12 protein-coding genes are annotated in these 13683 nt (G+C 32.3%); 8 read left to right on the forward strand and 4 right to left on the reverse strand.

What is annotated here, in order from left to right; translation table 11 throughout:
• Positions 1-6 precede the first annotated feature (6 nt).
• Entirely contained in the window at positions 7-639 is a 633-nt protein-coding gene (locus GQ45_RS01890) for a hypothetical protein (protein ID WP_047414641.1), read from the reverse strand.
• Positions 640-816: 177 nt separating this feature from the next.
• On the opposite strand from GQ45_RS01890, the gene GQ45_RS01895 reads away from it, so the two are divergent.
• On the forward strand, positions 817-1458 hold the full coding sequence (locus GQ45_RS01895; protein WP_047414642.1) for a WG repeat-containing protein: 642 nt from the start codon (positions 817-819) through the stop codon (positions 1456-1458).
• Positions 1459-1462: 4 nt separating this feature from the next.
• Positions 1463-2221 (forward strand): SDR family NAD(P)-dependent oxidoreductase, encoded by a 759-nt coding sequence (locus tag GQ45_RS01900; protein ID WP_047414643.1) that lies wholly within the window; start codon positions 1463-1465, stop codon positions 2219-2221.
• Between the two features lie 47 nt (positions 2222-2268).
• Here the strand turns inward: GQ45_RS01900 and GQ45_RS01905 are convergent, their stop codons facing one another.
• Together GQ45_RS01905 and GQ45_RS01910 are read right to left on the reverse strand one after the other, a co-directional pair.
• On the reverse strand, positions 2269-2658 hold the full coding sequence (locus tag GQ45_RS01905; protein ID WP_047414645.1) for a DUF302 domain-containing protein: 390 nt from the start codon (positions 2656-2658) through the stop codon (positions 2269-2271).
• 5 nt (positions 2659-2663) lie between these two features.
• Positions 2664-3629: a 1-phosphofructokinase family hexose kinase gene (locus GQ45_RS01910; RefSeq protein WP_047414646.1), complete on the reverse strand. Its 966-nt coding sequence runs from the start codon at positions 3627-3629 to the stop codon at positions 2664-2666.
• Between the two features lie 118 nt (positions 3630-3747).
• Here GQ45_RS01910 and GQ45_RS01915 point away from each other — a divergent pair, with 118 nt between their 5' ends.
• The 5 genes from GQ45_RS01915 (at position 3748) to GQ45_RS01935 (ending at position 10306) form a co-directional block, all read left to right on the forward strand.
• Positions 3748-4842, forward strand: coding sequence for a site-2 protease family protein (locus tag GQ45_RS01915; RefSeq protein ID WP_047414647.1), 1095 nt, complete (start codon positions 3748-3750; stop codon positions 4840-4842).
• A 393-nt stretch (positions 4843-5235) separates the two neighbouring features.
• Positions 5236-5892, forward strand: a complete 657-nt coding sequence (locus GQ45_RS01920; protein WP_047419913.1) for a DUF6799 domain-containing protein — start codon at positions 5236-5238, stop codon at positions 5890-5892.
• Positions 5893-5971: 79 nt separating this feature from the next.
• Entirely contained in the window at positions 5972-6880 is a 909-nt protein-coding gene (locus GQ45_RS01925) for a hypothetical protein (protein ID WP_047414648.1), read from the forward strand.
• A gap of 148 nt (positions 6881-7028) precedes the next feature.
• On the forward strand, positions 7029-7493 hold the full coding sequence (locus tag GQ45_RS01930; RefSeq protein ID WP_047414649.1) for an Hsp20/alpha crystallin family protein: 465 nt from the start codon (positions 7029-7031) through the stop codon (positions 7491-7493).
• 146 nt (positions 7494-7639) lie between these two features.
• The gene (locus tag GQ45_RS01935; RefSeq protein ID WP_047414651.1) at positions 7640-10306 is read left to right on the forward strand and encodes a cation-transporting P-type ATPase; all 2667 of its coding nucleotides are present in this window, start codon (positions 7640-7642) and stop codon (positions 10304-10306) included.
• A 6-nt stretch (positions 10307-10312) separates the two neighbouring features.
• Here GQ45_RS01935 and GQ45_RS01940 read toward each other — a convergent pair whose 3' ends face one another.
• Positions 10313-11125, reverse strand: coding sequence for a patatin-like phospholipase family protein (locus tag GQ45_RS01940; RefSeq protein ID WP_047414652.1), 813 nt, complete (start codon positions 11123-11125; stop codon positions 10313-10315).
• Between the two features lie 194 nt (positions 11126-11319).
• Between GQ45_RS01940 and GQ45_RS17460 the strand changes: the two genes are divergently transcribed.
• Positions 11320-13677 (forward strand): PAS domain-containing sensor histidine kinase, encoded by a 2358-nt coding sequence (locus GQ45_RS17460; RefSeq protein ID WP_052188097.1) that lies wholly within the window; start codon positions 11320-11322, stop codon positions 13675-13677.
• The last annotated feature ends 6 nt before the right edge of the window (positions 13678-13683 follow it).

Raw genomic sequence — 13683 nt, forward strand, 5'->3', positions numbered from 1 at the left:
GAAATGCTATTTTTTAGTGATAAGGTTTTCTTTTTCCATTTGCTTTATAATTCGAGCAACATAATCTTTTATGGTAGCTGACATATTCTGAGGACTAACAATATCAAATGTACCAACCCATACTAACGATTTGTTATCGGCTTGATTAATATTGTATAGAGAGGTTTCAAGGTGATATACTTTAAAATTAGAATAGTAATTAGGTGTAAAATATACATCTTGATACCTGTAATAGTATCGTCCAAATCGTGTCCATCTGTTATTCATAGTATAATAACCAGGCGAATAATTTGTTTGTTCATCTACCCCTTTAACAGTTGTAATTAAAATAGCATCAAAACCTTCTTTTGCCAATTTTGAAACCATAGCGTTTATTTCTGCTTCATTTTTTTTTGTTTCTGTAAAGCTTTCTTCCAGAACAGTGCCACTTTCATTAGCATTAATATTTCGTCGGCTAAGTGCAAGTTGTAAATCTTCTTCAAAAATCTTTCTGGCCGTCAGGTTATCGGTCATTCCGATGACCAATAATTTTTCAGGCTTAAATTCAGCAATTTCTTTGTTTTTCCAGCTATCAACAAAACGTGTAGATGAACACGAAGTGAAGATGATAAATACCATAAAAAGTGATTTGATTTTCATATTTTTTTTTATGTTGTAAAACTATATTATTAGATTTTCTTTTGCCATGACCTAAGTCATTTCAATTTAAATATAGCTTGGAAAGTCAACATAGTATTAGTAATGCCACTGAATGACTAAGGTCATTTTACAGAATAGTTTAGGAGTTTACTTTTGTATCAATTAAAACTACTACACATGAAACATTTTAATTTTATATGGATAATAGTATTGATACTACCAATTACACTAACGGCTCAAAGTATCAAAGGGATTGACGAAATAGGACCATTTAGTGAAGGTTTGGCTGCCATACGAAAAGGAAATCAATGGGGCTTTATCAATGAAGAGGGTATTTTAGTCATCGATTTTAGAAATGATATCTATTGGAATAAAGATGCGGACATAGCTAAAGCCGATATTTCAGGAATAAAATACCCTATTTTTAAAAATGGAAGATGCTTAATTACTAAAAATGTAGAAGATGGTGTTCCTGTATTTGGTTATATTAATACCAGCGGTGATGTAGTTATTGAGCCCAAATTTTTAAATGTATATCCTTTTAAAGATGGCTATGCCACTGGTGTATTATTTACTAAAACACTTAAAGGAGAAAATGAATTTAAATTAAAAGTATACGAATTTAAGTTTTTTGATGTGCTCTTTAACACTGAAGGAGAAATTATAGAATATTTTGAAAAAAGGGATGCTATTCAAATGACTAAAAAACGATATAAAATGCCTTGGATTGGCTCAAAAATCTTAGCGAACGGCCTAATGGGTATATATACAAAAGATGATAAGGCATGGGAAATAAAAAATATGGGTATAAAAGAATAAAAAAATGGAACGATTAAAAGATAAAACAGCTATAATAACTGGTGGAGCAGGAGGGATAGGCTTTGCTACAGCAAAACTTTTTTTACAAGAAGGCGCCAAAGTAGTTCTCGTTGATGTTGATAAAGAAAATCTTGAAAAGGCGAGTCATGAATTAAATCACAAAAATCTTTCTTTTTGTGTTGCGGACGTATCCAAAATTAAAGATACCGAAAAGTACATAGCAAAAACTTTAGATGTGTATGGCAAAATTGATATTTTATTTGCTAATGCGGGCATAGAAGGTACTACAAAGCCTATCGCTGAATATCCTGATGCTATATTTGATAAGGTTATTGCCGTAAACCTTAAAGGAGTCTGGCTGGGTTGTAAGCATGTAATTCCGAAAATGGAGCAGGGTAGTAGTGTTATGATTACCTCTTCTGTAGCAGGATTAAAAGGTTTTACAAATTTGGGTGCTTATGTGGCTACAAAGCATGCAGTAGTAGGTCTTATGCGTGTAGCAGCTTTGGAATATGCTCCCAAAAAAATACGAGTAAACACCATACATCCAGGACCAGTTAATAATGAGATGATGCGCCGAATAGAAAAAGATATGTCTCCAGAAAATCCAGAACAAGTACTTAAAAGTTTTGAGGCAACGGTTCCGTTTGGACGTTATGTAGCATCAAGAGAAATTGCTGAAATGGCATTATTTCTGGCTTCAAACGAAAGTAAGTTTATTACAGGTCAAACTCATGTGGTAGATGGTGGAATGCTCATTTAATATAGGGGCCTATTGTTAATCCTTAAATAACTTATTATAAATTAAACTTAAAGACTCTGAATAACTTTTTCTAATTTATTTTGTACTTCTTCTGAAATCTCTTGTAAAGCCTGATTCTTTATGGCCTGCATGGAGGCAACTGGGTTTACTGCTGCCACTTCAATCACACCCTTTTCTTTTTCTTGAACTATCACATTACATGGAAGCATGGTGCCAATTTTATCTTCTTTCAAGATGGCTTGATACGCAAAGCTAGGATTACAAGCTCCTATAATTTTATAGTTTTGAAGATCAACACTTAGCTTTTTTTTGAAGGTAGCTTTCATATCAATTTCTGTAAGTACTCCAAAACCTTCCTTTTGTAGGGCATCTTTAGTTTTTTCGATAGCTTCATCAAAGCTGATATTCTCTAATAGGGTTTTAAAATAATAGTCCATTTTTTTTAGGTATTAATATTAATCTTAGTATTTTCTTTAGAATTCTCAGTGATCCATTTATAAAGAGCATCAACATCTTTTTTTCTGCATAGTTGAGTCCCAGGAGTCATCGTTGCTGCTGTACCGCAGGCTACACCGTATTTAGCCATTTCAACTAAAGATTTTCCTTGCGCTAAGCCTAGAATCATTCCAGCAACCATGCTATCTCCAGCGCCAATTGTACTTTGTTGTAAAACAATAGGAGCTGCAATATAGTCTACCGTATTTTTAGTAACCATAACTGCGCCCTGAGGTCCAAGGGATACCACCATAACCTCACAAGGGTTATTTCTCAAAAAATTTTGGGCAAGTGTTTCTATTTCTGAAAAGTGTATAGCGTCTACGCCACATAATCTGCTTAGCTCCCCCAAATTCGGCTTTAACAAGAACACTCCTGCTTTGGCACCATAAACTAAAGGCTCTCCAGAAGAATCTAGAATAAATTTTACTTTTTTACTTTTAGCAATAGTAGCCACTTTTGCAAAAAAGTCCACAGACATTTTAGGAGAAAGACTTCCACTAGCAACCAGATAATCACCTTCTGATAAAATAAGCTCTAGGTGTTTTAATACTTTTGTACATTCTTCTTCAGAAACATCAGGGCCAGGCATTCCAAAACGAAATTGTTGATGCGTTGTCGTATCTGTTACAGCGAGATTTTCTCTTGTCCAGCCAAGAATGGGTATCATTTGTTGTGAAATATTTTCAGCCTCTAATAATTGGTGAAGATGTGTACCCGTTGGCCCTCCAGCCAAATAAAGGCATGTAGAGATTTCATTTAATTCATGAATCACTCTAGAAATATTTATTCCGCCACCACCTGCCTCGAAAATAGGAGTAGTACATCTTAATTTACTATTAGGTTTAATGCAAGTAACAGTTGTGCTTTTATCAATAGCTGGATTAACGGTGAGCGTCACTATATTTTTCATTCTGATGCTGTTTATCTAAGGTCAAAAAACAAATTTACCCCCAAACTGAGCTTTATACTATGACCAAAATCATTTTTATATCTAAGAATTAAAAATATCTTTCATTAAAATTTACAATATGAAAGGTTTTTTAGACTTAGGAAAAGTTGTAGGTGTGCAACTTAAAGTACATTGGACATTTGCATTATTACTTATTTGGGCTGGGTACATAGAATTTCAAAATAGTGGAGATATCAATAGAGTACTTATAAATCAAGGATTTATATTGGTATTGATGGCTTGTGTAATTTTACATGAACTTGGGCATGCATTAATGGCAAGACGTTTTAATATTAAAACAGAAAAAATAATATTATTGCCTATAGGTGGGGTGGCTACTTTAGAAAAAATGCCAGAAAAACCTGGTCAAGAATTGCTGGTTGCACTAGCAGGTCCGGCCGTTAACCTTATTATAGCTATAGTAATAGCTTTACTAATTCCAATAAAAAGTTACTTTAATTTTGAAGCAGTATTTGTTGATGAAATTCTCTATTCCACTTCATTTCAAAATTTTTTATTCTATCTTTTCATTGTAAATATACTGCTCGTATTATTTAATCTTGTCCCTGCATTTCCTATGGATGGTGGTCGAGTGCTTAGAGCTTTGTTAACTTATAAATTAGGAAGAGTAGAGGCAACGCAAATAGCCTCAGGTATTGGTCAAGCCATGGCCTTTGTATTTTTTATACTGGGCTTTTTTTTAAATCCTTTTTTAATATTAATCGCCTTCTTCATTTTTTTTGCTGCCTATGGGGAGAACCAAATGGTACAACAAGAATCGTTATTAAAAGGGCATACTGTAAAAGAAGCTACCTTAACTGCAATCACTATTTTAAACCCAGAAAATAGCGTTCAAGAAGTTATTGACCTTATTCTTGCAGGTACTGAGAGAGATTTTGTAGTTGCAGAAAATGGTAATGTAGTAGGTATTGTTAGCCAAAAAGATATTATCAAAAATGTAAAAACGCCAAATATGCACTTAAAAAACATCATGAAGAAAGATGTTGAAGCCATTGAATCGTCGGTTGAAATAAGTACGATTTTACAGCTTTTTGGCAAAGAAAAAAATAAATTTTACCCCGTTACTAAAAACGGAAAACTTATAGGTGCAATAGATATGTACAATGTAAGTGAGTTTATGATTTTAAAGGCACAAAATAGCATAAACGTTTAGTCCTAATTTATCTTTGATAAGATAATTAGCTTACTGGCCGATGTATAGTTTATTTTATTGAATTCTATACTGTTGTGTGACAATGTATACTAAACCTTATATAATACTCCATTATTGTTTATGAATTAAAAAGGCTAAGGTATAAAAATACTGATGGTTGATTTTATTATCTCTTTAAAGTAGGTTAAAGAACGTTTATTAATTTTAACGGGAGTAGCTTTTAAAAAGTTGCTCCCTTTTTTTTTCCAATTTTTTAGACTTCAGCTACATCAAGTAAATAACTCAAAAAATATTCAAATCTTGATTATTTATGGGATTGTACTGATTCAAGTCATTTTGTATAACACTGTACCTCAATACATTTACCCTATTATTAATTCAAAATATAAAAAAATGAAAAAATTACTTTTTTTAACAGCATTTATAGCCATAGGAACTAGTGCTTTGTTTTCTCAAGATAAAGATCAAGTTCGCGATAGAGACCAAGACCGCCTAATGTTGGTTGATGGTGATGTACTTCAAATACGTGATCGTGACCAAATTCGTTTGCAAGACCCAATTACCTTAAAAGATGGGACAATGGTATATGCAGATGGTTCTTATATGACCAGAGATCGAGACAGATTGCAATTGAAAGATGGGGAGTGTTTAGACAATGATGGTATAAAGTATAGAAATGAATATCAATACCGGTTCAAGGTTCAACAAGAAAATAAAGGTTTAAGCGAGGCACAAATTCAGGAGCGTAATCAAAACAGATTTCAAATAATGGTAATAGATGGAGAAGCCTTTCAAATTAGAAATCAGGAACAAAATAGACTTCAACAGCAACTTAACCTTGGTGATGGCATTGTAGTAAATCCGGATGGAAGTTACCAAGATGAGCAAAGAAAACAATTGAAACTTCAAGAAGGGGAATGTATTAATATGGATGGTGCCATGTTTAAAAATACCTACCAGCATAGAAAAATAATGGCTAAAAAAAACATAATGAAGAATAAAGTAAAAACAAAGCCAATGGTGCAAAAAAAGAAAAAAGGTACAGAATAAAAGTACAGGAAGCAGGTTGTGTAGTTTGAATAATTGGACAGAATCTGCTTCTTTCTTAAAGCTATTAATACGTTAAATTATGAAACTAAAATTTAGAATTGTTTTGTTGTTTTTTTTAATAACACAGATTCATCTAATAGCACAGAACAATAAAAATTCAACAGAAGAAATCACCTCAAAAAATGAATCTTATCTTCTAACAGATATTAGTTTTATTAATGATGCAGTATTTATGGGAAGGCTTGATTCTATTGCAGCACCTTATATTTTCCCTTCTATTGGGTACTATGATAAATCGGGTTTTTATGTGGACGTTTCGGCATCTTATTTGACTAATGCTTCCGAAAATCGAATAGATTTATTTTTAGGAAGTTTAGGCTATAATTTTGAAGATAAAAATTGGCGAGGCGGTATTTCAGGAACCACTTACTTTTTTAATGAAGATAGTTACAATGTAAAGTCGGAGATTATCGGAGATATTTCTGGGTTTTTAAGCTATGATCTCAAAGTAATTCAGGCATCGCTTTTTGTAAGTACCTATTTTAATAATGGTAGCTCCGCTGATATTTTTGGAGGATTTATGCTTGATCGCACCTTTTATTCCAAGGATAATTCTTTTTTAATTAATCCTTCTGCGATCCTTTATGCTGGGTCTCAAAATTTTTATCAAGAATACTACAGTACCAGTAGACTTGGAAATAGAAAGGGTAAAGGGCAGGCTTCTGGAGCTTCTGAACCTACCACAGTAGCAACAAATATTGAAGTTAAGGAAGCATCAAAATTTAAAATTTTGAACCTAGAACTAAGTTTGCCAATACAATACTACTACAAATCTTATATATTTTCTTTCACTCCTGTATTGGCATTACCACAAACTCCGGCAACGATAACAACTACAGATGCTATAATAGCGGAAGACTTGGAAAGTGTATTTTACTTTTCTGTTGGAATAGGATATTGGTTTACTACAAAAAAGAAGAAGCCATAAAGAACTTCTTAAAAATTATTTATTTTAAGACTATGTAGATTATACGTAAATAAGAATATTATCACTGATCTAAATCATTTTGTAACAGCCTGCTAGAGAGTACTTTTGATACGTAAATAAATAAGTTTAATCCTTAAAATAGAACATTATGTCACTAGTAAAATTTAAAAGAAAACCATTTGGTAATTTAGTAACTCAAGATTTTTTTGATATGGATGATTTTTTCGATAATCGTGGATGGGTAAGAGATATGTTACCCGAACGTTTTTGGAATGGAAAACGAGGAGAACCAGCCTTAAATATTAAAGAAACAGACGATCGTTTTGAAATAGAATTAGCAGCTCCTGGATTCGCGAAAAAAGATTTTGAAGTTACCATCGATGATGGTTGCTTGAACATTAAAGCAGAAAAATCAGCATCGGATGAAGAATCAGATAAGAACTTTACTAGACGCGAGTTTAGTTACCAATCTTTTGAACGCTCTTTACAATTGCCAGAAACTGTTAAGCAAGAAGCTATTAAAGCCGCTTATAAAGATGGAATTTTGAGTTTTAATTTAACAAAGAAAGAAGAAGTAAAAAAAATACCGCCTAAAAAGGTTCAGATTGCTTAGAAATTTAAAATTTCGATTTTAAATTTCGGAATAACCCTCTTTTAACAATCAAATTACTAAAATGTAAAATGGTTTTGTTTGAGGGTTCTTTTTTTGTATCACTATTTTTTGTGTTGTTCAATATATAAATATTAGATTTTTTTAAAATGATTAAAAATGCATTTTCTATTCAAATTTTTGCTGTTGTTGAGCAATTAAAGAGTTCACTTGAAAACGGATTGACTATTGAAAATGCAGAAAAGTATTTGCATGTTTATGGTGAAAACCAAGTGCCAGAACATCGTCCTAAAAAAAGAGCAAAGATTCTTTTAGACCAATTCATAGATCCTATTATTTGGATATTAATTATAGCAGCCTTTTTGTCTTTTATTTTTCTTAATTGGTTAGAGGGTATTGCTATTCTAGTTGCAGTATTAATTTCAATAGCCATTGGTTTTTTTATGGAGTTTCAAGCAATCAGGTCTTTGGAGACTTTAAGAAAAATGGGGCAAGCGACGGCAAAGGTAAAACGTTCTGGAAAAATAATTATTGTAAAAGCTTCTGAATTGGTTGTGGGAGATTTAATGCTTTTGGAAAGTGGTGATATTATCTCTGCGGATGCTCGTTTGTTTGAAGTAGACAATCTTTCTGTTAAAGAATCTGCTTTAACAGGTGAGAGCTTACCTATATTCAAAAAAACAGGCGTCTTACCTGATAATACTCCAATAACTCATCAATCAAATATGGTGTTTAAGGGTACTATGATTATTACTGGATTTGCCAAGGCTATTGTTACCGCTACAGGTAAATATTCTCAATTAGGGAATATACAGCAAATGGGTATAGATGCTCTTCAACAAATCACACCACTTGAGAAAAAACTCAATAATTTAAGCAAACGGCTTGTTTGGTTTACTTTGGTTATGGTATTGTTAATTGTAATAACAGGTTATTTACAAGGTAAAAATTTATTATTTATGATTGAAACTGGCGTTGCTTTGGCGGTTGCAGCAATTCCAGAAGGGCTCCTAATTGTTTCGACCATTGCCTTATCTCAAGGAATGTTACGACTGTCAAAAAGACAAGTCATTATTAAAAAATTGGAAGCTGTAGAGACTCTTGGAGCTACTAACATAATATGTACAGATAAAACAGGTACACTTACCGAAGACCTTATGGAAGTTCATTCGGTTATTTCTGCGGATAACTTTGATTTAAATAAAACTTTTCAAAATGATTTACAATTTGAAAAGTCGAAATATACAAAAACTTTTGAAATGCTGCTTTTGGCAGGTGTTTTATGTAACAATGTAAAATATGATTTTCAAGAAATTCATGGAGATGCTATAGAGGTTGCATTACTCAAATATGCTAAACAAATAGGATATCAAATAGAGTCGTTTAGAAAATTATATCCTGAAATGTTAGAATTACCCTTCGATGCTAATCGCAAATTAATGGCTACTGCTCATTATAAAGATAAAAGTTTTGCTGTTTTTTCTAAAGGAGCTTTCGAAAGTTTAATTAATCATTGTGATACAATTTTAGAAGAAGGCAAAATAAAGGTATTTGATGACACCCAAATTTGGGAAAATAAAGTTGAGGAACTAGCTTCTCAAGGTATGCGAACGTTGGCGTTTGCATATAAAGAAGTAGTGGATGCACCTACTATAGATAATATACTTTATGGTCTCACTTTTTTAGGAATAATAGGATTTATTGATCCTGCTCGAAAAGATGTTAAGGCGACAATTAATGTTTATAAAAATGCAGGTATTAAGGTGGTAATGATGACTGGAGATCATCCTGCAACTTCAAAAAAAATTGCAGAAGAAATAGGATTATTACAGCCAACATCCCTAAATGATGCTGTTATTCATGGAAAAGCGCTTCATGGAATTGAAAATTTTGGCCTAAACGATAATGACAAACTATTAAAAGCATCGGTCTTTGCTCGTGTTACACCAGAACAAAAATTGGCACTCGTTAGTTTTTATCAAAAGAATAATTACATAGTAGGTATGATTGGTGATGGCATTAATGATGTACCAGCACTTAGAAAAGCTGATATAGGAATAGCCATGGGAATTCGCGGAACTGGAGCGGCAAGAGAAGCAGCTGATGTTATTCTAAAGAACGATACTTTTACCGCTATAGAATTAGCTATACATCAGGGTCGAGTGGTTTTTCAGAACATCCGTCAATTTGTGGTATTTCTAATATCCTGTAATTTTGCAGAAATACTTTCTGTTGGAATGGCTGCCCTACTCAATTTACCTTCTCCATTATTACCCCTTCAAATTTTATTTCTCAATTTAGTAACTGATACATTTCCGGCATTAGCATTGGGTTTAGGCAAAGGATCAAAAAATATTATGAAAGAGCCGGCCAGAAACCCAAAAGAGGCAATAATGACTAAAGATGATTGGTTTTTTACAGTTTTATACGGAATTTGTATTACAAGTGCAGTTTTAGGGATGGTAATTTATAGTGATATGGTATTAGGCTTACCATCGAAAAAAATAAACAATATGGCATTCTTTACTTTGGTTTTTGCACAATTACTGAATGTTTTTAATATTCCTAAACAAAAACTGTTATTTTCTAAAAATGAAGTGACTACTAATTTATGGATTTGGGGAGCATTAATCGTATCACTTGTTTTTACTTTTTCTGCTTATTTTATTATACCTATTGCCAAAGCACTGGGTTTAGAACCATTAAAATTTAGTGAGATAGTTTTAACATTATTATTTGCCTTAGGGGCAATTTTTGCTGCACAAATTATTAAATATATAAGCCTATGTATAGGAAAATCAAAAACTAGTATATAGTTGAATCTAAGTGGCAAAACCATTCATTGCCTCGAACTCAGCTTCTAATAATGGTGTTTTTACAAGGTGAGTATTATTGGCTAATGCTTTTTTTGCTGACCTATAGCCAAGATTAAAAATGGTATCTATATTTTTTAGAGAAAACATTCCAAAGTTCATCATTTCGTCAGGACGTATAAGTACATCACAATCTTGAAATTTTTTAAATGTTTCGTGAGATATCATGATATGGAATACACGCTCCATAACATTATGGGCATGCTTTAAATCTCCAATTTTTACATTTTCAAAAGGATTTACATAAACCCCAATGACCTGATCACAATACATTTTTATAAGATCTACAGGAAAATTATTTAGTGTGCCACCGTCGGTATAGTAGCCATTTTCAATTTTAATAGGTGCAAATATTCCAGGTACTGCCGAAGAAGCCAAAATAGGTTTAATAAGTTCACCAGTGCTAAATACTTTTAAAGTGCCATCAAGTAAATTAGTAGCAGTTATATAAAGCTTTTTTTGTAAAGAATTAAAATTATCATGGGGTAGATAGGTGTTGAATTGATCATAGAATTTTTCCGTATCAATAAATCCTGGTTTATTCTTTGCGTACTTTGTGACACTAAAAATCTGCGTACTTTTAAAAAAGTCTAATATTTCTTGCCATGTACAACCTCCTGCATAAAGAGCACCCACGATAGCACCTGCACTAGTACCTGCAATATAGCTTGGGCAGATATTATATTCTTCTAAGGCTTTTAGTACACCTATATGTGCAATTCCACGGGTACCACCGCCAGAAAGTACTAAACCAACAGTCATTTTTGAATAGGTTTTTTATGCTGTTGCGAAAATAATTTTTATTAAAAGTATGTACTATGATAAGTATCATATAAAGTAATTTAAAAGAGTTTATTTATCCTATAAAAACTTTAATAGTTAGCCATAGGGATGATGAATATCATATTTATACCTATTTAACTAACTTATATTTGGTACATACACCGTAGTATCACATGGCAGCTCAATTAATAAATCAAGAATTATATCGAAGTATTTTTGAATCATCTTCACAAGGAATTCTTGTGGTAGATGATTTTGGCTCCATTCTACATGCAAACCAGGCAATAGCAACACTTTTTGAATATCCTTCTGAGGATTTAGTTACTCTAAAATTAGAAATGCTAATTCCTATAGCTTTAGGTGGCGCCCAGTCTGAGCTACAAAAAAAGTATGCTGATGCCCTTAAAAGAAAATCTTTTGGGAAGTTTAAATTGTTAGGACTTAAAAAAGGCGGTTCTCACTTGTCGCTACTGATTAATTTACACCCAACAATCGTAAATGGTAAAGAGCTGGTAATTGTATTTGTAACTGATGGTACTGAAAATCTTTTATTGGCGCATGAATTAGAAGTTAGTGAAGAAAAAAACAGAGCTATTCTCCAAGCACTACCAGATATAATAGTTATACAAGATAGAGAAGGTACGTTTTTAGAGATACAATCTTCCAATAATTTTCAATTTCCTTACCCTATCCGGCAAATAAAAGGTAAAAAAATAAGTGATTTTATTTCTGGTGACCTTGAATGTAAACATATTCTAAAAACACTTCAGCAGGTTATACGTATAAAAAAAATGGAAATTATTGAAGTTGCCATTCCTATTTTAAATAGAAAAGTTGACTTTGAAGCTCGTATTGTACCTTTTGAAAAGGATAAGGTTTTGGTGGTTTTAAGAGATATTACCAAATCAAAAGCAATTCAAAATGTATTAGATACCAGAAATAGAGCACTAGAAGTGGCCGGAAACGGTATTGTTATTGTTGATGCGCAAGACCCTATATTACCTATCATATATTGTAATAAATCTTTCACTGAATTAACGGGGTATTCTTATGAAGAAGTCATAGGAATTAACTGTGCCTTTTTACAGAATGATGATCGAGATCAAGTAGCGATTAGGACTATGGTTAAAGCCATTAAAAATCAAGAATCATGTAGGGTTGTACTTCGAAATTATAGAAAAAATGGAACGCTTTTTTGGAATGAAGTGAGTATTACTCCTTTATTTAATGAGGAAAAAAAACTGACACATTTTATTGGAGTTCAAAATGATGTAACCGAAATTATTGAAAACAGAAAAAAATTAGAGCGTTACACTGAAAAATTAGAGGAAACAATAGAAGGGCGCACCACAGAACTGAAAGCAACAGTAGAAAAGTTAGTAGCAACCAATCAAGATTTGAAAGATCAGATGGTCTCTACAAAAGTTGCAGAAGAAAAAATAAGAACAAGTCAAGCTATGTTTACAGCGATAGCTCAAAACTTTCCTAATGGTGTTATTATTGTATTTAATACAAAGTTTGAATTGGTTTATGTAGAAGGGGAAGAATTAGATCGGATTGCCTTAAAAAAGTCCGATATCGAAGGAGAGAAGCTAGATCAAATATCTTTTTTTTCGGATAAACAAAAATTGAAATTAAAAGAAGATATCAAAAAAACATTAGATGGTGCAGCAATTTCTTCCGAAGTAGATTTTCAAGGGCAGAGCTATACCGTGAACTCAACACCACTTTTTGGTGATCATAGAAAAATAGTATGGGCTTTATTTGTGTATAATAATGTCACGGAACAAAAAAAAATACAACAAAATTTAGAGGCATCTTTAAAAATTGAACAAGAATTAAACGAATTAAAATCACGTTTTATTTCTATGGCTTCTCATGAGTTCAGAACACCGTTGAGCGCTATTTTGTCTTCAGCAATTTTAATTGGTAAACAAAATGAAGCAGGGAATGAGGAGCGCAGGTTAAAACATGTATTTCGGATTCGCAATAATGTAAAAAATTTAGTGATAATTTTAAACGATTTTCTATCATTAAGTAGACTAGAAGAAGGTAAAATTATTCCTGTTTCTCAGCATTTTGAATTAATTGAGTTTTCGAAATTAGTTATGGAAGAAATGAAAACAACCAAGAAAGATGGGCAAAAAATAGTATTGCTAACGGAAGAACCCAAGGTATATGTAGATCTCGACCCTAAATTAATAAGTCATGTACTTATAAATTTACTCTCCAATGCCACCAAGTATTCCAAAGAAAATCAAAAAATACTTTTAGAAATTTCAGCAACTACAACACATGTAACGTTGACCATTAGTGATAAAGGAATTGGTATTCCTATAGAAGAACAGGAGAAGCTTTTTGAGCGTTTTTTTCGAGCAACAAACGCCACAAATATCCAAGGTACTGGACTAGGCCTGCATATTGTAAAACATTATGTTGAATTAATGGATGGAATGGTAAGTTTTACCAGTGAATTGGGAAAAGGCACTTCTTTTAAAGTAAAATTACCTTTAAAAATGGTTAAATCTTAAATGTAT

Source organism: Cellulophaga sp. Hel_I_12 (genome assembly GCF_000799565.1).
Lineage (GTDB): Bacteria > Bacteroidota > Bacteroidia > Flavobacteriales > Flavobacteriaceae > Cellulophaga.